The sequence below is a fragment of the Agromyces sp. Y558 genome, assembly GCF_059445415.1.
The window spans coordinates 349811-368986 of the sequence record NZ_JCAIUH010000004.1; the positions used below are offsets into that span (position 1 = coordinate 349811).

Annotated in this window: 23 protein-coding genes; 5 read left to right on the plus strand and 18 right to left on the minus strand. The window is 68.3% G+C overall.

Going from position 1 to position 19176, the window contains the following annotated elements; genetic code table 11:
- Positions 1–7: 7 nt before the first annotated feature.
- A complete protein-coding gene (locus AC1C2T_RS19200; protein ID WP_495386332.1) occupies positions 8–418 on the minus strand; it encodes a dehydrogenase in 411 nt (136 codons plus the stop codon).
- Between the two features lie 299 nt (positions 419–717).
- On the opposite strand from AC1C2T_RS19200, the gene AC1C2T_RS19205 reads away from it, so the two are divergent.
- Entirely contained in the window at positions 718–1044 is a 327-nt protein-coding gene (locus AC1C2T_RS19205) for a hypothetical protein (protein WP_495363069.1), read from the plus strand.
- 192 nt (positions 1045–1236) lie between these two features.
- Here the strand turns inward: AC1C2T_RS19205 and AC1C2T_RS19210 are convergent, their stop codons facing one another.
- The 3 genes from AC1C2T_RS19210 to AC1C2T_RS19220 form a co-directional block, all read right to left on the minus strand.
- On the minus strand, positions 1237–1872 hold the full coding sequence (locus AC1C2T_RS19210; protein WP_495363070.1) for a hypothetical protein: 636 nt from the start codon (positions 1870–1872) through the stop codon (positions 1237–1239).
- Positions 1873–1935: 63 nt separating this feature from the next.
- Positions 1936–2439 (minus strand): amino-acid N-acetyltransferase, encoded by a 504-nt coding sequence (locus tag AC1C2T_RS19215; protein WP_495386333.1) that lies wholly within the window; start codon positions 2437–2439, stop codon positions 1936–1938.
- Positions 2440–2663: 224 nt separating this feature from the next.
- Positions 2664–5192, minus strand: coding sequence for an ATP-dependent Clp protease ATP-binding subunit (locus AC1C2T_RS19220; RefSeq protein WP_495363072.1), 2529 nt, complete (start codon positions 5190–5192; stop codon positions 2664–2666).
- A gap of 221 nt (positions 5193–5413) precedes the next feature.
- Between AC1C2T_RS19220 and AC1C2T_RS19225 the strand changes: the two genes are divergently transcribed.
- From AC1C2T_RS19225 to AC1C2T_RS19235, 3 genes are read left to right on the plus strand one after another with little or no spacing between them, the layout of a single operon-like run.
- Positions 5414–6076: a hypothetical protein gene (locus AC1C2T_RS19225; RefSeq protein WP_495363073.1), complete on the plus strand. Its 663-nt coding sequence runs from the start codon at positions 5414–5416 to the stop codon at positions 6074–6076.
- A gap of 35 nt (positions 6077–6111) precedes the next feature.
- Positions 6112–6729, plus strand: coding sequence for a hypothetical protein (locus AC1C2T_RS19230; RefSeq protein WP_495386334.1), 618 nt, complete (start codon positions 6112–6114; stop codon positions 6727–6729).
- Positions 6729–6977 carry a helix-turn-helix domain-containing protein gene (locus AC1C2T_RS19235; protein WP_495386335.1) on the plus strand — a complete coding sequence of 83 codons (249 nt, stop codon included), beginning with the start codon at positions 6729–6731 and terminating at the stop codon, positions 6975–6977. The genes AC1C2T_RS19230 and AC1C2T_RS19235 overlap by 1 nt, the downstream gene beginning before the upstream one ends.
- On the opposite strand, the gene AC1C2T_RS19240 is transcribed toward AC1C2T_RS19235, so the two are convergent.
- Positions 6970–7452, minus strand: a complete 483-nt coding sequence (locus AC1C2T_RS19240; RefSeq protein WP_495386336.1) for a hypothetical protein — start codon at positions 7450–7452, stop codon at positions 6970–6972. The two genes, AC1C2T_RS19235 and AC1C2T_RS19240, sit on opposite strands and share 8 nt — an antisense overlap.
- Positions 7453–7508: 56 nt before the next feature.
- Here AC1C2T_RS19240 and AC1C2T_RS19245 point away from each other — a divergent pair, with 56 nt between their 5' ends.
- Positions 7509–8561, plus strand: a complete 1053-nt coding sequence (locus AC1C2T_RS19245; RefSeq protein ID WP_495386337.1) for a pirin family protein — start codon at positions 7509–7511, stop codon at positions 8559–8561.
- 106 nt (positions 8562–8667) lie between these two features.
- On the opposite strand, the gene cls is transcribed toward AC1C2T_RS19245, so the two are convergent.
- The 13 genes from cls to folE all read right to left on the minus strand — a co-directional run bounded on the left by cls (position 8668) and on the right by folE (position 19171).
- A complete protein-coding gene (gene cls, locus AC1C2T_RS19250; protein WP_495386338.1) occupies positions 8668–10134 on the minus strand; it encodes a cardiolipin synthase in 1467 nt (488 codons plus the stop codon).
- A 4-nt stretch (positions 10135–10138) separates the two neighbouring features.
- A complete protein-coding gene (locus AC1C2T_RS19255) occupies positions 10139–10315 on the minus strand; it encodes a hypothetical protein (protein ID WP_495363079.1) in 177 nt (58 codons plus the stop codon).
- A gap of 139 nt (positions 10316–10454) precedes the next feature.
- Positions 10455–10613: a hypothetical protein gene (locus AC1C2T_RS19260; RefSeq protein ID WP_495386339.1), complete on the minus strand. Its 159-nt coding sequence runs from the start codon at positions 10611–10613 to the stop codon at positions 10455–10457.
- A gap of 15 nt (positions 10614–10628) precedes the next feature.
- Entirely contained in the window at positions 10629–12176 is a 1548-nt protein-coding gene (lysS, locus tag AC1C2T_RS19265) for a lysine--tRNA ligase (protein ID WP_495386340.1), read from the minus strand.
- Between the two features lie 83 nt (positions 12177–12259).
- On the minus strand, positions 12260–13126 hold the full coding sequence (gene panC, locus AC1C2T_RS19270) for a pantoate--beta-alanine ligase (protein ID WP_495386341.1): 867 nt from the start codon (positions 13124–13126) through the stop codon (positions 12260–12262).
- Positions 13123–13881 carry a Rossmann-like and DUF2520 domain-containing protein gene (locus AC1C2T_RS19275; protein ID WP_495386342.1) on the minus strand — a complete coding sequence of 253 codons (759 nt, stop codon included), beginning with the start codon at positions 13879–13881 and terminating at the stop codon, positions 13123–13125. The genes panC and AC1C2T_RS19275 overlap by 4 nt, the downstream gene beginning before the upstream one ends.
- Complete coding sequence (locus AC1C2T_RS19280; RefSeq protein WP_495386343.1) at positions 13871–15757, minus strand: PH domain-containing protein; 1887 nt, start codon at positions 15755–15757, stop codon at positions 13871–13873. The genes AC1C2T_RS19275 and AC1C2T_RS19280 overlap by 11 nt, the downstream gene beginning before the upstream one ends.
- Positions 15754–16356: a PH domain-containing protein gene (locus tag AC1C2T_RS19285; protein ID WP_495386344.1), complete on the minus strand. Its 603-nt coding sequence runs from the start codon at positions 16354–16356 to the stop codon at positions 15754–15756. The genes AC1C2T_RS19280 and AC1C2T_RS19285 overlap by 4 nt, the downstream gene beginning before the upstream one ends.
- Positions 16349–16822, minus strand: coding sequence for a DUF3180 domain-containing protein (locus AC1C2T_RS19290; protein WP_495386345.1), 474 nt, complete (start codon positions 16820–16822; stop codon positions 16349–16351). The genes AC1C2T_RS19285 and AC1C2T_RS19290 overlap by 8 nt, the downstream gene beginning before the upstream one ends.
- Positions 16819–17304, minus strand: a complete 486-nt coding sequence (folK, locus tag AC1C2T_RS19295) for a 2-amino-4-hydroxy-6-hydroxymethyldihydropteridine diphosphokinase (RefSeq protein ID WP_495363086.1) — start codon at positions 17302–17304, stop codon at positions 16819–16821. Before folK ends, AC1C2T_RS19290 begins: the two co-directional genes overlap by 4 nt.
- Positions 17301–17687, minus strand: coding sequence for a dihydroneopterin aldolase (gene folB / locus AC1C2T_RS19300; protein ID WP_495386346.1), 387 nt, complete (start codon positions 17685–17687; stop codon positions 17301–17303). The genes folK and folB overlap by 4 nt, the downstream gene beginning before the upstream one ends.
- On the minus strand, positions 17680–18471 hold the full coding sequence (folP, locus tag AC1C2T_RS19305; RefSeq protein ID WP_495386365.1) for a dihydropteroate synthase: 792 nt from the start codon (positions 18469–18471) through the stop codon (positions 17680–17682). The genes folB and folP overlap by 8 nt, the downstream gene beginning before the upstream one ends.
- Positions 18472–18550: 79 nt before the next feature.
- The gene (gene folE, locus AC1C2T_RS19310; RefSeq protein WP_495363088.1) at positions 18551–19171 is read right to left on the minus strand and encodes a GTP cyclohydrolase I; all 621 of its coding nucleotides are present in this window, start codon (positions 19169–19171) and stop codon (positions 18551–18553) included.
- Positions 19172–19176: the final 5 nt, after the last annotated feature.

Consider the following 19176-nt stretch of genomic DNA (forward strand, 5'->3'; position numbering starts at 1 on the left):
TACTCCCCTACGCCTCGAGCGCGCGCAGCAGTTCGCCGGGCGACGCTTGCATCGGGTGCGGGCCCGCGATGTCGAGGAACACCGTCGTGATCGTCGACTCGTACCGCTTGAGGAACGACCGCAGCCACGCAGCGCTCTGCAGGCCCACCGCGGGCGGCAGGTTCGCCGGCTTGTTCGCGGCATCGCTGAAGAGCAGCAGTGCGACATCGCCGGTCTTCGGATCGCGGTAGGTCCACACTTCGCCACCGTCGAGCGGCTTGTCGCGCGGCCCCGGCTTCACGAGCGGCACGACGGTGTTGCCGTGGCGCAGGGCCAGGGCGACCGCCGCGATATCTTGCCGTTCGAGCGCCTGCGCGAGCGCCTCCGAACGGAACTCCACGGGCTCCGCCGCCTGCTTCCGTTGTGCCTTGCCTGCCATCCCTCAAGGGTACCGAGCGGATGCCGCGCACCCGCCTCCGTCCGCGCAGGGCGCACTCCGCGGCATCCGCTCGCCCGTCTCTTCGACCACCCGACTGGGATGTGTATTTCGGAGGGAAGCAGCCTATGCTGTCTGTGCCGGACCGTGAGGGTCCGAGGTGTCGACGAAGACGACGGCGTTCTTGTTGACCCCACGGCGCCGGCGCATTCGCTCGTTTCCTGCCCCGCAGACCATGTCGCGGGGCGCGTAGCATCGAAGTAGACCCGCGCGGGCCGGCGCGCTCCATCTCGAGGAGCACCATGGCAAGCAGTCTTCCGAAGCCGATCCGTTACGACGGCGACACGTGGCTGTGCATCCGCAACGACGCTCTCACGCCGAAGGCGATCATCCGCCGGTACCGTGACGTGAAGCGCGGCGAGGTCTACCTCGTCGTCAAGTGGGCACTCGACCCGGCGGAGCAACAACTCATGGCGTCGGCGCCGTCTCTCGACGCGGCCAACGAGCTCGTGCGCTTCGACCCGCCCACCGGCTCCGCACCGGCGTTCGCGGGCTACCCGCACTCTTCAGGCACCGGCCATCGGCCGGGGGCGGCGGGGCGCCCCCGCGAGAGCGCCGGGCAGACTTGATACAAGAGGGGGAACACCCGGCGCTCTCCACCAGCCGGGTGAGGCGGTGGTGCGCGCCCTTTCGGCCGGGAACGCCAGACGCGCACTCAACGAACCTAAGCTGCGAGCCGCTGACTGCGCGGCCCCTCTTCACGGGTCAAATGACGAACACCGCGTCGCCGTCCGCACGAGTGACGAGCGAGCACGCGGGCATCAGTAGAGCAGGAACTGCTTCTGCTCGGCCGACTCGAAACCGTCGACCGACACCCCGAGGTGGTACGAGGCGCCTTCGGCCGGCACCGTCTCGCGCGGTCCGGCGCACGTCTCGGGCGTCGAACGCGTGCGGTCCCAGACGATCGGCACGCTCGAGCTGACCGGCGTGCCGGGGGTCAACGAGACCTCGGCGTCGATCGCGTCGACCTGGCAGTCGGGCGAGGCCCAGTAGACCTCGGTGCCGCTCATGATCGTGAAGACCTGGGCGTTCGTGCCCGCGTTCAGCACGCAGACGTTCTTGCCCGTGTTCGTGATCGTGACCGACAGCTGCGGCTGCTCTCCTGCTTCGTACGACGACTTGTCGGTGACGGCCTCGACGGTGATCTTCTCTGGCGCGCACGGGTCGCCGTCGGCCGCGGTCGGCTCGGTCGGAATGGAGGTCGTCTCCGGCGCAGTCGCCGGGTCGGCGCTCGACGAGGGTCCGCCGCCCGCGCCCTCTTCGCCTTGGCTCGCTCCCGGACGCACGATGATGAGCACGATCGCGATGATCACCGCGATGAGTCCGATCAGCACGATGAGTCGCCGGCGTCGGTACACGTGCGGCGATTGCCGCCCGGCCGGTGTGTTCGTCGACATGCACACAGGGTACGACCGGGATGCCGCTGCCCGCGGCATCCGCTCGGCGCGCCGAATCTCGTTTCAGAGAAGCTTCAGCATGCGGGTGTTGCCGAGGGTGTTCTGCTTCACGCGGGCGAGGTCGAGGAACTCGGCCACACCCTCGTCGTTCGAACGCACGAGCTCGGCGTAGACCTCGGGGTCAACGGTCTCGCGCCCCATGTCGACGAAGCCGTGGCGGCCGAAGAAGGTGGTCTCGAAGGTGAGGCAGAAGAGGCGGCTGAGGCCGAGCTCACGAGCTTCGTCTTCGAGCGTGGTGAGCAGGGCGTGGCCGACGCCGTGGGCGAGCCAACCGTCGTCGACGGCGAGCGTGCGCACCTCGCCGAGGTCCTCCCATATGACGTGCAGCGCGCCCGCACCGATGAGCCGGCCGTCATCGGCCTCTGCCACCCGGAACTCCTGCACCGAGCCGTAGAGGTCGACACGCTCTTTCCCGAGCAGGATGCGTCGGGTGACGAGCGGCTCCACGAGGTCGATGATTCGCGGAACATCGCTCGTGCGGGCCCGCCGCACGCTGAACTCGGTCATCCCCTCATCGTATTCGCCCGACACCTTCTTCTCTTTTCAGGAGTTCTGCGGCGATATCGATCGGATCACCGGAGTTCTTCCTGAAAAGGGCTCGCTTCGGCGGGCGGTTCCTGAGAAAGGAAAGCCTGCGGTGGGGTGGGGTGGGCGGGGTGGGCGGGGTGGGTGGGGGCGCGGACGACGAAGGGGCGGATGCCGCAGCATCCGCCCCTTCGTGTCGTGTCTGCTTACTCGCCCGACGCGGCCGCCAGGTCGGGGCTCACCGGACCGGTGCCGATCGCAGCGTTCGTGTTCACGCCGACGCCGACGGGCAGGGCCCGCTGCGTGGTGGTGAACAGGAACTCTCCGTCTGTGAAGTCGACGTGCACGTGGTCGCCCGCGTTGAGCTCGCCGTGCAGGATCCTCTCGGAGAGGCCGTCTTCGATCTCGTGCTGCACCGCGCGGCGGAGCGGGCGGGCACCGAGGGCCGGGTCGAACCCGACCTCGATGAGCCGCTCCTTGGCCGCCTGCGTGAGCTCGACGGTCATGTCGCGGTCGAGCATGCGCTCGCTGAGCCGCTTGATGAACAGGTCGACGATCTGCAGCAGCTCGGGCTTGGAGAGCTGCGGGAAGACGATGATCTCGTCGACGCGGTTCAGGAACTCGGGCTTGAAGTGCTTCTTCAGCTCTTCGTTCACCTTGCCGCGCATGAGGTCGTAGCCCGTGCGGGTGTCTCCCTCGATCGCGAAGCCCACGGGGCCACTCGAAATGTCTTTCGTGCCGAGGTTGGTGGTCATGATGATGACCGTGTTCTTGAAGTCGACGACGCGGCCCTGGCCATCGGTCAACCGGCCCTCTTCCAAGATCTGGAGGAGCGAGTTGAAGATGTCGGGGTGCGCCTTCTCGATCTCGTCGAACAGCACGACGCTGAAGGGCTTGCGGCGCACCTTCTCGGTGAGCTGGCCGCCCTCTTCGAAGCCGACGAATCCGGGAGGAGCACCGAAGAGGCGCGAGACGGTGTGCTTCTCACCGTATTCCGACATGTCGAGCGCGATCATCGCAGCCTCGTCATCGAAGAGGAACTCGGCGAGCGCCTTGGCGAGCTCGGTCTTGCCGACGCCGGTGGGGCCGGCGAAGATGAACGAGCCAGAGGGGCGCTTGGGGTCTTTCAGGCCGGCACGCGTACGGCGGATGGTCTTGGCGAGGGCTGAGATGGCCTCTTCTTGACCGATGACGCGCTCGTGCAGCGCCTTCTCCATGAAGACGAGACGCGAGCTCTCTTCTTCGGTGAGCTTGAAAACGGGGATGCCGGTGGCCTGTGCGAGCACCTCGGCGATCAGGCCCTCGTCGACGACGGCGGTCGTCTTGACGTCGCCCGACTTCCACTGCTTCTCGAGGCGTAGCCGCTCGCCGAGGAGGTTCTTCTCCTCATCACGGAGGGAGGCGGCCTTCTCGAAGTCCTGCTCCTCGATCGCGGTCTCTTTCGCGGCCCGGACGACGGCGATCTTCTCGTCGAATTCGCGCAGCTCGGGCGGGCTCGAGAGGATCGAGAGACGCAGGCGTGCGCCGGCCTCGTCGATCAGGTCGATCGCCTTGTCGGGGAGGAAGCGGTCGGACACGTAGCGGTCGGCGAGGTTCGCCGCCGACACGATGGCGCCATCGGTGATCGAGACCTTGTGGAACGCCTCGTACTTGTCGCGGAGTCCCTTGAGGATGTTGATCGTGTGGGGCAGCGACGGCTCTGCGACCTGGATCGGCTGGAAGCGGCGCTCGAGCGCAGCGTCTTTCTCGAAGTGCTTGCGGTACTCGTCGAGCGTGGTCGCACCGATGGTCTGCAGCTCGCCGCGGGCGAGCAGGGGCTTGAGGATCGACGCGGCGTCGATGGCACCTTCGGCTGCACCGGCACCCACGAGGGTGTGGATCTCGTCGATGAAGACGATGATGTCGCCGCGCGTGCGAATCTCTTTCGTGACCTTCTTCAGGCGCTCTTCGAAGTCACCGCGGTAGCGGGAGCCGGCGATGAGCGAGCCGAGGTCGAGCGAGTAGACCTGCTTGTCTTTCAGCGTCTCTGGCACCTCGTTCTTCACGATCGCCTGGGCGAGGCCCTCGACGACGGCGGTCTTGCCGACGCCGGGCTCACCGATCAGCACGGGGTTGTTCTTCGAGCGACGCGAGAGGATCTGCATGACCCGCTCGATCTCTTTCTCACGCCCGATGACAGGGTCGAGCTTGCCGTCGCGCGCAGCCTGCGTGAGGTTGCGGCCGAACTGGTCGAGGATCTGCGAGCCGCCCTGCGGGGTGGTCTGCTCGTTCGCGCCGACCTGCACCTGCTCTTTGCCCTGGTAGCCCGAGAGCAGCTGGATGACCTGCTGACGCACGCGGTTGAGGTCGGCGCCGAGCTTGACGAGCACCTGGGCGGCGACACCTTCACCCTCGCGGATGAGCCCCAGCAGGATGTGCTCGGTGCCGATGTAGTTGTGACCCAGCTGCAGCGCTTCGCGCAGGCTCAACTCGAGCACCTTCTTGGCGCGCGGAGTGAACGGGATGTGCCCGGTCGGCTGCTGCTGACCCTGGCCGATGATGTCTTGCACCTGCTCGCGCACCGCGTCGAGCGAGATGCCGAGCGACTCGAGCGCCTTGGCTGCGACGCCTTCACCCTCGTGGATGAGCCCGAGCAGGATGTGCTCGGTGCCGATGTAGTTGTGGTTGAGCATCTTGGCCTCTTCTTGGGCCAGGACGACGACACGACGAGCTCGGTCGGTGAATCTCTCGAACATTTCTACTCCTCACGACCCCGCTGGGTAGGGGCGCCGATATGAAGAGCGTAACCAGCAGAGGGGGCCGCGAAGCCGTTGTTCGCCCTCGGCGCAGCGCTCGGGACGGGGTTGACGAACGATGACGGCGGCGGATGCCGCGGCGCGGCCGCTCTCGTTGACGCACGATGCTCGAAGCGCTACCGTATCGTTTATCGTTATTATCGATATTCGTTAGGGAGAACATGAGTGACACCAAGCCAGCGACCCGCTCTCGCCTCGAACGCCTCGACGGCTGGGGGCTTCGAGCCATCACAGGAGGTGCACTGCTGATCGGGCTCGCTGGACTCGTCGGGCTCGTCGTACGAGCAGTTCATCTGCTCACGTCCGATGCGCTCAACGTCGACGGGCTGCAACTCGCGAACGCCCAGTCGCCCGAATTCGCCGATGGAGTACCGGCGATCGTCAGCGCCCACTACGACTCGGTCACCCTCGTCATCGATGGACTGCCTGCCGGGCTGCGGTGGCTGATGGTCTCGCAGACTGCGGTCGCGGCGCTGTTGGGCATCGGCCTGTGCGTCATCGTCTTCATCCTCGGCATGCGCCTGCTCGAACGGCGCCCCTTCGCTCGGTCGGCGACCTGGTCGATCTTCTCCGCGGCGGTGCTCGTGATGGTGACGGGCATGTTCGCCCCTATCCTGCGGGCGATCTCCGACGCCGAGGTGGTGCAGTTCCTCGGTGACGCGGTCATCCGGAGCGCGGACACCGGTCTGGGTGCCGAGGGGCTCGTCTTCTTCGGCCTCACCATCGACCCCGCGCCCCTCGGCTGGGGACTCGCACTCGGGGTCGTTGCGACCGCATTTCAACTCGGCGAGCGCCTGCAGCGCGATACCGACGGACTCGTCTGATGTCCCCCGACCAACCCGAGACAGCAAGGAACGAAATGCACACGATCTCCGGCCGCTCGATGTCCCGAGCAGATCTCGCGAGCCTCTGGTTCTTCATGCTCGCGGGCACGACCATCGCCGTCTGGGCAGTCGTGGCATCCGTGCAGCGCATCATCGAGGTGGTGCCGAATCGAAACGTGCCTGTGACGGCCGAGTTCGCCGGAACCCCGGCGACGGCGCCGATCGGGCCCGATGGCACGCCGGTGCAGGTGTCGCTCGAGCAAGCAGTGGTGACCATTCCGTCTCTGCCGGGTGCATCGTGGGCATCGCTCATCATCCAGCAGCTGCTCGCCGCGGCGACGATCGGGATCGTCGTCATCTGCCTCCTGATGCTCTGCTGGGCGGTCATGCGGAACCAGGTCTTCACTCGCCGCAACACCATCCTCGTCACCGTGGCGGGCCTTTCTGGGGCCATCGGGTTCGCGGCTGTGCCGTTCTTCGGCAACATGGCGGCGAACGGTGCCTTCACCCGTCTCAGTGACGGTGACTTCGAGAACGTCGTGATGTCGGTCGACCTGTCGTCCCTCGTCTTCCTCACGTTCGTCGCGGCAATGGCCGCCACGGTCTTCGCAGTCGGCGAGCGCATGCAGCGCGACACCGAGGGGCTCGTCTGATGGCCCCTGCAGAGCCCGACGAGGCATCCGACATCCACTGCCGGCTCGACGAGCTGCTCGAGGCGCGCGGCATGACGCTCACGCGGCTCAGCGAACTCGTCGGCGTGAGCGTCGTGAACCTCAGCGTGCTGAAGAACGACCGTGCTCGCGCCATCCGCTTCTCGACCTTGCAGGCCATCTGCGACGCACTCGACTGCGAAGTCGGAGAACTGCTCGTGCTCCGGCCGAACCTGGCCGAGGCTACTTGATCGGAATCGTGATCTCAGTGTCGGCGACTTCGACGACGAGCGGCTCAGTCGTCGACACGTACACCGGCGTCCAGAACAGCGTCGTGTGGGGCACGAGATCCATCGTGCAGACCTGGTCTTCCGGCTGCTCGACGAGGTCGATCGCGACGCGGTTGCCCTCGCCGGCCTTCTCGAGCACACGGATCTCTTTGCCGATCACGGGGCACGTCGAACTGCCCGAGACGATGAGGGCGATCTGACCGCCATCGGCCCACCAGACAGCCACGGGCCCGTCTTCGGACGACGGAATATCTTCAGTGTCACCCGCCGGGTCGGTGCCCGCCTCGACGTCGACCGTGTCGGCGTCGGCCTCGCTCGGCACACCCGGGAAGTTCTCTGCAGCATTGCCCGACGGGTTGCACGCCGAAAGCAGGAACACCGACGAGAGCGCCAGAGCGAGGAGACCGGCACGACGAATGCGTATGGAGGGAGCCATACCGTCATGCTAACGGTCCCCCGGTTCTCGTGCTTGCGCCGCGTACTATTTCCAGCATGAGCAACCTGGAACGTGACCCCGTCGAACTGCTCTGCCCACCCGACGAGCCCACCGGCCCCGTCGTGCAGGTGCTCGCCCCGCGCGATGTGCCGCTCGGTGGCCCGCGGGCGATGAACGTTCGCCGCACGCTCCCCCAGCGCGGCCGCACCACGATCGGCGCCTGGTGCTTCGCCGATCACTACGGGCCCGACGAGGTGCGGGTCTCAGCCGGCATGGTCGTGCCGCCGCACCCGCACACCGGCCTGCAGACCGTCAGCTGGCTCTTCGAGGGCGAGATCGAGCACCGCGACTCCGCCGGCAGCCACACGCTGGTGCGCCCCGGCGCCGTGAACCTCATGACGGCCGGCCGCGGCATCTCGCATTCCGAGGTGTCGACGCCCGAGACCACCCGCCTGCACGGGGTGCAGCTCTGGGTCGCCCTTCCCGATGCCTCCCGGCATGTCGGCCCCTTCTTCGAACACGCCGACATCGCACCGGTCGTCGTGGGCGACGCCACGGTGCGGGTGTTCGTCGGCTCCCTGCCGGGCGGCGTCGCGCCCGAGGCATCCCTTCGGCAGGCTCAGGGCGGCGCCGTCACCGTCTTCTCGCCGTTGCTCGGCGCGCAACTCGACCTGCCGCCGTTCGGCACCGTCGAGTTCGAACTCGACCCCACGTTCGAGCATGGAGTGCTCGTCGATTCGGGTCCCGTCGAGATCAGCGCCACGGATGCCGCGATCGGCGAGTTCGCGACCGACACCGTCTCGACGACCGCCGCATGGAGCGAGCTCGTCTACCTCGAGGCCGGGCGTCGCCGCATCCGCCTATCCGCCGAGGCGCAACCCGTGCGCGTGATCCTCCTCGGCGGCGTGCCGTTCGGTGAAGAGCTCGTGATGTGGTGGAACTTCATCGGCCGCGATCACGACGAGATCGTCGAGTTCCGTCGGCAATGGCAAGCCGACGTCATCGGCCGCGACAACCCCGACGGACGCTTCGGCACGGTTGCGGGGTATGACGGCCCGCCGCTGCCCGCGCCCGAGCTCCCGACGGTGCGACTGAAGCCGCGCCGTTGATCGTGGGTTGAGGAGCGGTCGACGGAGGAGGCCGCTTCTCAATATCCTTGCTCGAACACATGGTTTCGAGACGGCGCTGGCGCGCCTCGCCAGTCCACGGGTCGCGCTACTGCAGCGCCGAGGTCAGTCGCGCGAGGTTGTCGAGCACGGTCGATCGCAACGGCTGCTTCATCCACGCCTCGAGCGTCAGCTCGTGGCTGTCGCGCCGATAGCCGTCTTCGATGGCGCGCATCTCGCGCACGAACGAGGCCCCGCGCACGAGCAGCGACACCTCCATGTTGAGTTCGAACGAACGGATGTCCATGTTGCTCGAGCCGATGACGGCGACGTCGTCGTCGATGGTGAAGTGCTTGGAGTGCAGAATATACGGCGCCTTGTACATGTAGATCTTCACGCCTCCGCGGAGCAGCGCCTCGTAGTACGAGCGCTGCGCGTGATACACCAGCGCCTGGTCGCCGATCTCCGAGACGAAGAGCTCGACGTGGATGCCGCGCTGCGTCGCGCCGCTGATCGCGCGGAGCATCGCGTCGTCGGGCACGAAGTACGGGCTCGTGATGATGATGCGCTCCTCTGCGGCGTAGAGCAGCGCGAGGAAGAGCTTGAGGTTGTTCTCGTTCGGGAACCCCGGCCCGCTCGGCACCACCTGGCAGTCGAGATCTTGCGCCTCGCCCGGCTGGTCGAGCGACGCCGCGAGGTCGCGCACCGGCTCCTCACCGGTTTCGAGGTACCAGTCGGTGGCGAAGATCGCATCGAGTCCGGCCACGATCGGCCCTTCGACGCGCACCACGAGCTCTTTCCATTTCAGGCCGCGACGGATGTTGCTGCGCTTGTTGTAGCTGCGGTCGATGACGTTCTGCGAGCCCATGAAGCCGACCTCGCCGTCGACGACGAGGATCTTGCGGTGATTGCGAAGGTCGGGCCGCTGGTACTTGCCCTTGAACGGCTGCACGGGCAGCATGAGCTGCCACCGCACCCCCATCGCGGTCAGACGCTTGAGCGTCTTGCGGTAGCCCTTCACCCGGAACGACGCCACATGGTCGAGCAGCACGCGCACGTCGACGCCACGAGCAACCGCTTCGCCGAGCGCGTCGAAGAACGGCGCCGTCGTGGTGTCGTAGGCGAAGATGTAGAACTCGACATGCACATAGCGTTTCGCGTCGTGCACGGCCGCGGTCATCGCGTCGAGTGAGCCCTGGTAGTGGCCGATGAGGCTCGCACTGTTCGAGCCGATGAGGGGCATCGAGCCGAGGTTGCGGTTGAGGCGCACGACGCCTTCGAACCACGCGGGCCAGTCACCGGGATCACTGACCCGCTCGACACCGTGCGTCGATTCGCGGATGTAGCGGTCGACCTCGGCCTGCTTGCGGCGCCGGTGCTTCGGCAGTTTCGGATTGCCGATGAGCAGGTAGGACAGCACCCCGATGTACGGGATGAAGAAGATCGCGAGGAGCCACGCCATGCCCGCGGTCGGGCGGCGGTTGCGGGGCACCACGATGATCGCGGTGATGCGGATGACGACGTCGATGACGATGACGACACCGGCGACGAGCAGCGTCGTCTGCTCCCCGGTCATGCGTTCAGGCTGCCGGTCGCTGTTGGGCGAGCTTCGCCCGCTCCTCCGCTTCGATGCGGGCGTACGCCTTGCGCTCGTTGCGGTCGGAGTGGATGATCGCGCGCATCACGAACCAGAAGATGAGCCCGATGAGCACGGTCGGCGCGAGCGACCAGATCGCATTCGCCCAGAATTCGTCCATAGAGCTACAAGGATACGGGGCTTTGCTCGGTTTCGCCGCATGGCGGCTCTGCATCGGGGCGCGCCGCGGTCAGCGGATGCCGCGACATGGCGTATTTCGGGCGAGCGGATGCCGCGGCATCCGCTCGCCCGAAGGCAGGTCAGCCGCCGGTGATGAGGCCCCAGATGCCCGAGCCGACGAGGTAAAGGCCGATCGCGCCGACGACGATCCAGATTCCGAGGCGCGTGTTGGAGGGGCGCTTGGGGTCTTGCTCGGGTTCGAGCTCGCCCTTCGGGAGGAAATCGTTCATCTGGGGCATCCGCTCACTCGAAGCTCACTTGACCAACGGGAAGAGGATCGTCTCGCGGACGCCGAGGCCGGTGAGCGCCATGAGCAACCGGTCGATGCCCATGCCCATGCCACCCGACGGCGGCATGCCGAACTCGAGCGCGCGCAGGAACTCCTCGTCGAGGCGCATCGCCTCCGGGTCGCCCGCCGCGGCGAGCTGGGCCTGCGCCACGAAGCGCTCACGCTGCACGACGGGGTCGACGAGCTCGGAGTAACCGGTCGCGAGCTCGAAGCCGCGGATATAGAGATCCCACTTCTCGACGACGCCAGGGATCGAGCGGTGCTCGCGCACGAGCGGTGAGGTGTCGAGCGGGAAGTCCATGACGAAGGTCGGGCGCTCGAGACCGGACTTCACGTGGTGCTCCCACAGCTCTTCGACGTACTTGCCGGGCAGCGGGTGGTCGACCTCGACCCCGGCCTCGTCGGCGAGCTGCTTCAGGCGCTCCATCGGCGTCGACGCCGTGATCGTCTCGCCGACCGCCTCGGAAAGCGAGTCGTACATCGAGATGCGCGGCCAGTCGCCGCCGAGATCGAACTCGGTGCCGTCGACCGAGGTCACGAGGTGCGAACCCGCTGTGGCGAGCGCGGCGTCTTGGATGAGCTGCTGCGTGAGGTCGGCCATCGTGGTGTAGTCGCCGTACGCCTCGTAGGCCTCGAGCATCGCGAACTCGGGGCTGTGCGTCGAGTCGGCGCCCTCGTTGCGGAAGTTGCGGTTGATCTCGTACACCCGCTCGATGCCGCCGACGACGGCGCGCTTGAGGTACAGCTCGGGCGCGATGCGCAGGTAGAGCTCGGTGTCGAACGCGTTGGAGTGCGTGACGAAGGGGCGAGCGGATGCCCCGCCGTGCATGACCTGCAGCATGGGGGTCTCGACCTCGATGAACGCGCGGGCATCGAGCGTTCGACGAACGCTCGCGTTGACCTTCGCGCGGTCGATGACGTTCTTGCGGGCCTGTTCGCGCGAGATGAGGTCGAGGTAGCGGCTGCGCACCCGCATCTCTTCGGAGAGCTCGTTGTGCAGGTTCGGCAACGGCAGGATCGCCTTCGAGGCGATGCGCCACTCCTTCACCATGATCGAGAGCTCGCCGCGCCGACTCGTGATGACCTCGCCTGCGACGAAGACGTGATCGCCGAGGTCGACGAGCTCTTTCCACTCGGCGAGCGACTCCTCGCCCACCTCGGCGAGGGAGACCATCGCCTGGATGCGGCTGCCGTCGCCCGACTGCAGCGTGGCGAAACAGAGCTTGCCGGTGTTGCGGGAGTGCACGATGCGCCCCGCGACACCGACCTGCTCGCCGCTCGCCTCATCGACGCCGAGGCCGACGAAGCGGTCGCGCACCTCGGGAATCGTGGTCGTGATCGGGAGGCGCACCGGATACGCACCGAAGGCCGGGTCGTCGGATGCCGCGATCAGCCGCTCGCGCTTGGCGAGCCGCACGGCCTTCTGCTCGGAGATCTCATCGGCGCTGATCTGGTCGGCGCTGATCTCCTCGGCAGTGGGCTCGGGCGTGGCATCCGTGTGGTTGTCGGCCATCGTTCTCTCTCGTCGCGCGAAAAGGTGCGTGCACCAGCCTACTTGGGCGCTCCTGCGGGCTGAGCCCGTCGAGACGCCGGCCGTCAGCCGAGCGTGATCGTCGCGTTGTCGATGAGCCGAGTGGCGCCGACGCGGGCGGCGACGAGCACGACAGCCTCGCCCCTCGCCTCATCGGCGACCGGCAGGAAGGTCTCGGGATCGACGACGACGAGATAGTCGAGTGTGACCTCGTCATGGTCGCCGAACGCGGCGGCTGCCTCGGCGAGCACCTCGGAGAGACCGTCAGGGGCCGCGTCCTGCGCCGCCTTGAGCGCCTCGGAGAGGGTGAGGGCCGATGTGCGCTGCGCCGGGTCGAGGTAGCGATTGCGGCTCGAGAGAGCGAGCCCGTCGGATTCGCGCACGGTCGGCACCACCTCGATGTCGGTCGGCACGTCGAGATCGCGCACCATGCTGCGCACGAGGAACACCTGCTGGGCGTCTTTCTGGCCGAAGACCGCGATGTCGGGCCGGGCGATGTTCAGCAGCTTGCTGACGACGGTGAGCATGCCGTCGAAATGGCCAGGGCGCGACGCGCCCTCGTAGAGCGAACCCACCCGTCCGGCGGTGAGCTTCGTTCCGACCTCGCCGCGCGGGTACATCTCGTCGACCGTCGGAGCGAACACGAACTCCACGCCGAGGGCCGCGAGCGAGGCGGCATCGGCGTCGAGGTTGCGTGGGTAGCGGTCGAGATCTTCGCCAGGGCCGAACTGCAGCGGATTCACGAAGATCGACACCACGACGACCTCGGCGAGCTCGCGCGCACGCTCGACGAGCGCGAGGTGACCGTCGTGCAGGGCGCCCATGGTCGGCACGAGGGCGACGGATGCCCCGGCCGCGCGGCGCTCGGAGAGGAGCCCGCGCAGCTCGGCGATCGTCGGCACCACACGCGTGCCTGCAGCGACCTCGGTCACGCGCCACCTCCAAGAGGCCAATCGGTACCGGCCCCGTCGATCGTATCGGCACCCTCGGCGTACGCGCCGCTGTCGTGCCTCGCGAGCGCGTTCTCGACGGAGGAGCGCACGAGCGGCGCGAGCACGGCACCCGAGCGGGCGACGCCGATGCCGTCGAGGAGCCCGCTCGCCTGGTCGACGATCGCACGCGAGAACGACACCGCGGTGTCGATCGCCTCACCGTAGGCGGCGCGGTCGCGCTCGGCGACGTTGAAGGGTTCGCCGCCCATCTCAACGACGAGCGCCTGTCCGATCGGCAGCACCGGCGCCGGAGCGGTGACCGCGAACCACGTGCCCGGCAGCCGACCGAGATCGACGCTCGTGCCGGTGAAGCTCATGGCGGGATGCACGGCGAGCGGGATGGCCCCCGCGAGTCGCGCGGGATCGAGCACTTCGGTGCCGAAGCGTGCGACGGTGTGCAGCACGAGTTGCCCGGGCTGCCAGACGCCGGCGTCGGCGAGACCCGCGACGAGTGCGCCGAGCTCGTCTTCGGGCACGGCGAGCAGCACGAGTTCGCTGCGCTCCACGATCTCGGGGATCGTCAGTATCGGAACCGACGGCAGCATCGCCGCGGCGCGCTCGCGGCTCGAGTCGGAGACGGCGGAGATGCCCGTGAGGGCGTGGCCCGCACCCGCGAGTGCTGACGCGAGCACCGCGCCGACGCGCCCGGCGCCGATGGTGCCGACACCGAGCCGGCCCGGACGATCAGTCGACACGATCTGGTTCCGTTCCGACGGAATCTGTTCCCTGAGCGTGCCGAGGGGAGGGCGAACCTGGCTGCGCTTCGGCGGAATCTGTTCCCTGAGCGTGCCGAAGGGAGGGCGAACCTGGCTGCGCTTCGGCGGGCTCAGCGAGCGCAGCCGATGCAGCCGATGCAGCCGATGCAGCGAACGGGACCGCACCCCAGTGGTGCGAGGTGTCGCTCGCCGCACGCTCGACCGCTTCGTGCGAGAGGCGCTCGAAGAGCGCCGTCGCCTCGGAGCGGTCGACGACGGGCAGCAGCGCCGTGACCGGGCCGGTGACGGTGTGCAGGCGAAGGGTTGCGAGGTCGAGTGCGCGCGCGATCGGGCCGACCGACACCGCGAGCGACTGCATGCGCGCGAGCGGCACGAGGCTGAGGCTGCGCACGAGCGCGCCCCGCCGGATCACCGCGACGCCGGAGGCGGATGCCAATCCGATTCGCCGCCACGAGAACGGCCGCAGCCATGCTGCGCGCTTCGGCGTGCTCGAGAAGCCACCGGCGCCGCCCCGGCCGATCAGGCCGGCGTCGACGAGCGGCTCGACGTCGGCTGCGGCATCCGGAAGCAGCAGGGCCAGCACCCGGTGCACGTCGACCGCCATGCCGACCGGCAGCACGATGGTGCGCTGCGCGGCATCGCCGGAGGCGGAGATCGATTGTCCGGCGACGTTGATGCGCACCGACCACCAACCGAACGGCCGCCAGAACACCCACTGCGTCGCTTCGATCGCGTGGACGCGCCCCGGGGGGATTGTTTGGTTCGCGGTGGAGAGCAGCCCGTGACCGATACGCACGCCATCGGGCGTGCCCGCGATCGAGTAGCGGAGCGACTTCGTTATGCGGGTCCACATGTAGCTCACGAGACCGATCCCCGCTGGCACGAAGCTGAAGAGCACCCACATCTGGCCCGTCGTGACACCCACCACGATGATCGCGACGAGGATGATCGCCCACAGCGTCGAACCGCCGAGCAGGGTCGATCCGATGACGCGCCCGATCGGCAGGTGCACGACCGACTCGGGCGGCGCGAGCTCGGGGTCCAGCTCGGGCGCGAGGAACTCGCCGACGCGCTGGGTGACGATCGCACCTGCGCGGGAGGTCACGGGCTGGTGCGCGCCGCTCGGGTCGACTCCTGACGCGACGCCCGTGTCGGTGCCCGGGACGACGGCTGGGCCTGCGCCCCCGTCACGATCGGGGCCAGCCGCGACCTGGCCGGATACCGCGGCCCGGGCGGCGGCAGGGCCCTGTTCCCGTTCGGCGCGGGCACCAGACGCCAGCCGAAGTATGTCGGCCCGCAGGGCGTCGGCCAGCGCCGAGCCGAGATAGGCGAGCTGCACGTTCGCCGATTGGCCGGCGACCGAGACCTCGAGCTTCGCGGTACCGAAGAGTCGTGCGAACAACGGCCGGTTGACGTTGATGCCCTGGATGCGATCGAGCCTGGCGCTTCGATGAGAGCGGAAGAAGATGCCACTCTTCACCTCGACCGCCTCGTGCGTCACCCGGAACGTGTGCATGCGCCACGACAGCCAGAAAGCCGCCACGACGGCGATGATCACGACGGTGAGGCCGAGGATCGCCCAGCCCACAAGCCCGTTGGAGACGATGCCGCCGACCGGGTCGTTCGCCCAGTCCTGCCGCCACCCGCCGTACTCCGCGTCGAGCCCCTCGCCCGCCTCGGGTGCGACGACCGATATCCAGATGTCGACGACCCGCTCGCGGAGGTTCGCGATCAGGAATCCGATCACGGCGATGAACACGAGACCGCCGCGCAGCAGCGGGCTCGCCGGATGCAGGCGGTGCCACTCGCCGTCGGCGAGGTTCACCACACCCTGCGGGCGCTCGATTCGGCTCACAGCCCCGCCCGGCGCGACTCGGCGAGGGCGACCAGCTCGTCGCGCAGGCGGTCTGCCTCTTCCATCGGCAACCCCGGCACGGTGACCGCGGTCGACGCGGCGGCCGTCACGAACTTGAGGTCGGCGAGCCCGAGCCACCGCGCGACCGGGCCACGGGTGATGTCGACCAGCTGCATGCGCCCGTAGGGCACAGCCACCTGTCGCTGGAACATGATGCCTCGCCGGAACAGCAGGTCGTCGGCTCGCAGCCGATACTCGATCGAGCGCACCCGACGCGGCTCGAACGCGATGCCGATGATCGAGGCCACGGCGATCGCGATCGCGATCCAGAGCGCCCACTGCTGCTGCCAGAGGAAGTACACGACGAGGAGGGCGCCGACGAAGATCACCATGCCGATGATCGAGCCGATCACCTCGACGACGAGGTACTTCGGTGAGACACGCTGCCAGCCGGTATCGGATGCCGCGTCAGCCGCCGACCCGCCAGATCTCGTCTCGTCGGGCTCGGTGCCGGGCAGTTCATGACCCGTTTCGTCGGGCCGGGTGCCGGGCAGTTCATGACCCGTTTCGTCGGGCCGGGTGCCGGGCAGTTCAGGCATGAGCGGGTTCTTCCTTCTCGGTCTCGGTGTCGTCGGGCGGAAGCGTGCAGAAGTGCTCGGCGATGAGCCCACCGGCCATGAGCAGGGCCGCACCGATCGCCGTGGCAAGAGCGAGCCAGATCGTCGATGGAGCCGGCACCACGCTGCGGGTCAGGAGGAAGAGAGTGATGCCGAGGCCGAAGCCGAAGACGAGCGCTCCGCTCAGGCTGCACGCCTTCGCGAGCACCGCGGTGCGCATCGCCCGGAACGGGTCGAGGTGCTTCGTCGCCTTGCCCTTCACTGCCCGCCTGATGGGCCAGGCGAGGGCGACGACGAGAATCGCGACACCCGTCAGCGTGATCGGCAGCGAAATGGGGGGCACGAGCGCCTTCGCCCCGGAGGAGACGGTCGCGAGGTCGACGAGGTAGCCCGCGACCAGGCCGGCGAGCACGAACGCGATGATCGTGGAGACGTGCGTGCGCTTCATCGGCGCGTCACCTCGTCGGATGCCGCAGCGCGAAGGGCATCGATCGGCCCGCGCCCGGCCAGCACGGCGTCGGGCTCCACATCGAGCCACGGCGCCAGTACGAAGGCCCGCTGCCACGCGCGCGGATGCGGCAGCACGAGTCGCTCGTCGGCGATCACGGTGCCGTCGACGTCGATGAGGTCGAGGTCGAGGGTGCGATCGCCCCAGTGCTCGGAACGCACCCGCCCGTGCTCGTGCTCGATTTGCTGCAGCACGTCGAGCAGGGCGTGCGGGTCGATGCTCGTCTCGACGACGACCACGCCGTTGAGGTATTGCGGCGCATCGTCGTCGACGCCCGCGTCTTTGATCGCGGGTGTCTCGTAGACCGGCGACACGGCCACGAGCACGAGGCCGTCGGTCTCGGCGATCTCACGCGTGGCGGCCGCGATCGTCGCCTCACGATCGCCGAGGTTCGCCCCGAAGGCGATGACGGCGCGCGTCATGACCGCGCCCGAACGATGGTGACCGCGACATCCGCGAAGGGAACGCTGATGGGTGCATGCGGCTTGTGCACCGTGACTTCGACCTCGTCGACGGTCGCGAAGCCGAGCGCAACGACGGCGACGCGTTCGGCGACCGTCTCGATGAGGTCGACCGGGTCGCGTTCGACGGCGGCGACGACCGCTTCGGCGAGTTCGCCGTAATGCACGGTGCGGTCGAGGTCATCGGCGGATGCCGCGGCGGCCAGGTCGACCGAGACCGTGACGTCGATCACGAACTCCTGGCCGTCGGCGCGTTCGAAGTCGAACACGCCGTGGTGCGCGCGCACGCGAAGCCCGGTGAGGGTGATGCGATCGCCCCGGTCGCGTTTGCTCAGTTCAGGCACGTCGACCACTCTGCCACGCTCCGAGGACGTCGAGGGCGCGGCGCGTGCCCTGCACGTCGTGCACCCGCACCCCCCAGGCGCCTGCTTCGGCGGAGAGCACACTCACGACGGCGGTCGGCAGGTCACGGTCGGTGACGGATGCCTCGGCAGGCAGCATCGCGCCGAGGAATCGCTTGCGCGAAGCGCCCACGAGGATCGGCAGCCCGAGCCCGGCGAGCACGTCGAGTCGCCCGAGCAGCTGCCAGTTCTGCGCCCCGCGCTTGGCGAAGCCGAGTCCGGGGTCGAGGATGAGCTTCTCGGGAACGACGCCCGCCGCCACGAGTGCGTCGACCCGCTGGGCGAGTTCGTCGCGCACTTCGAGAGCGACGTCGTCGTAGTCGGCGAAGTCGTCCATGCGGTCGGCGTGGCCGCGCCAGTGCATCGCGACGTACGCCGCCCCTGTCTCGGCGGCGATCGCGCCCATCGCGGTGTCGGCGAGGCCCGCGGAGACGTCGTTGATGATCTCGGCGCCCGCTTCGACGGCCGCGAGCGCGGTGGCCGCACGCATTGTGTCGACGCTCAGGCGGATGCCGCGGCCGGCGAGCTCTCGGATGACCGGTACCACCCGGCGCAACTCCTCTTCGGGTTCGACACGAGCCGCGCCGGGGCGCGTCGACTCACCGCCGACGTCGAGGATGTCGGCGCCCTCGGCGACGAGCTCGAGCCCGTGCGCGATCGCCGCGTCGGCATCGAACCAGCGACCGCCGTCACTGAACGAGTCGGGGGTGACGTTGACGACCCCCATGACCAAGGTGGGCTCCCTGAGCCCGTCGAACGGAGGCTTCTCGCGGAGCGCTTCGACGGGCTCAGGGAGCGAACGCTCGTCAGGCATTCGCCTGCGCACCGATCAGCGCGATGATCTCACTGCGGGCGGCGGGCTCGGAGAGCGCGCCGCGACTCGCGATCGTCACCGTGGAGCTGCGTTCCTGCCGGGAACCCCGGGTCGTCACGCAACGGTGCTGCGCGTCGAGCACGACGAGCACGCCCTTGGGGTCGAGGCCGGCCACCAGAGTGTCGGCGATCTCCTCGGTGAGCCGCTCCTGCAACTGGGGACGGCGGGCGAGCGTGTCGACGACCGCGGGAATCCGACCGAGCCCGACGACCCGGTCACCGGGCAGGTAGGCCACGTGCGCCGTACCGACGAACGGCAACAGGTGGTGCTCGCACACCGAACGGAACGCGAGGTCGCGGAGGATGACCGCTTCGCTCGTCGCGGGCACGCCGGCATCCGCGCCGCCCTGAGCCTGTCGAAGAGCTGACCCGATCGGAACCGAGTCGGCGAGGTGACTGAGCGGATCGACGTCGAGGCCGCCGAAGAAGTCGGCGTAGGCCTCGGCGACTCGCTGGGGCGTGCGCACGAGCCCGGGCCGCGATGGGTCTTCACCGATCGCGAGCAGGATCTCGTGCACCGCGCGCTGGATGCGCAGGGCGTCCACTCCGGCCATGGCTC

Coding starts and splice junctions, on each gene's coding strand:
- AC1C2T_RS19240 (WP_495386336.1), bottom strand. CDS start 7,452: ATGGCTCCCTCCATACGCATTCGTCGTGCCGGTCTCCTCGCTCTGGCG.
- folP (WP_495386365.1), bottom strand. CDS start 18,471: ATGGGGGTCGTCAACGTCACCCCCGACTCGTTCAGTGACGGCGGTCGC.
- AC1C2T_RS19245 (WP_495386337.1), top strand. CDS start 7,509: ATGAGCAACCTGGAACGTGACCCCGTCGAACTGCTCTGCCCACCCGAC.
- folE (WP_495363088.1), bottom strand. CDS start 19,171: ATGGCCGGAGTGGACGCCCTGCGCATCCAGCGCGCGGTGCACGAGATC.
- cls (WP_495386338.1), bottom strand. CDS start 10,134: ATGACCGGGGAGCAGACGACGCTGCTCGTCGCCGGTGTCGTCATCGTC.
- AC1C2T_RS19220 (WP_495363072.1), bottom strand. CDS start 5,192: ATGTTCGAGAGATTCACCGACCGAGCTCGTCGTGTCGTCGTCCTGGCC.
- AC1C2T_RS19235 (WP_495386335.1), top strand. CDS start 6,729: ATGGCCCCTGCAGAGCCCGACGAGGCATCCGACATCCACTGCCGGCTC.
- lysS (WP_495386340.1), bottom strand. CDS start 12,176: ATGGCCGACAACCACACGGATGCCACGCCCGAGCCCACTGCCGAGGAG.
- AC1C2T_RS19215 (WP_495386333.1), bottom strand. CDS start 2,439: ATGACCGAGTTCAGCGTGCGGCGGGCCCGCACGAGCGATGTTCCGCGA.
- AC1C2T_RS19210 (WP_495363070.1), bottom strand. CDS start 1,872: ATGTCGACGAACACACCGGCCGGGCGGCAATCGCCGCACGTGTACCGA.
- AC1C2T_RS19230 (WP_495386334.1), top strand. CDS start 6,112: ATGCACACGATCTCCGGCCGCTCGATGTCCCGAGCAGATCTCGCGAGC.
- AC1C2T_RS19285 (WP_495386344.1), bottom strand. CDS start 16,356: ATGCCTGAACTGCCCGGCACCCGGCCCGACGAAACGGGTCATGAACTG.
- AC1C2T_RS19200 (WP_495386332.1), bottom strand. CDS start 418: ATGGCAGGCAAGGCACAACGGAAGCAGGCGGCGGAGCCCGTGGAGTTC.
- AC1C2T_RS19290 (WP_495386345.1), bottom strand. CDS start 16,822: ATGAAGCGCACGCACGTCTCCACGATCATCGCGTTCGTGCTCGCCGGC.
- folK (WP_495363086.1), bottom strand. CDS start 17,304: ATGACGCGCGCCGTCATCGCCTTCGGGGCGAACCTCGGCGATCGTGAG.
- AC1C2T_RS19255 (WP_495363079.1), bottom strand. CDS start 10,315: ATGGACGAATTCTGGGCGAATGCGATCTGGTCGCTCGCGCCGACCGTG.
- AC1C2T_RS19205 (WP_495363069.1), top strand. CDS start 718: ATGGCAAGCAGTCTTCCGAAGCCGATCCGTTACGACGGCGACACGTGG.
- AC1C2T_RS19225 (WP_495363073.1), top strand. CDS start 5,414: ATGAGTGACACCAAGCCAGCGACCCGCTCTCGCCTCGAACGCCTCGAC.
- AC1C2T_RS19260 (WP_495386339.1), bottom strand. CDS start 10,613: ATGCCCCAGATGAACGATTTCCTCCCGAAGGGCGAGCTCGAACCCGAG.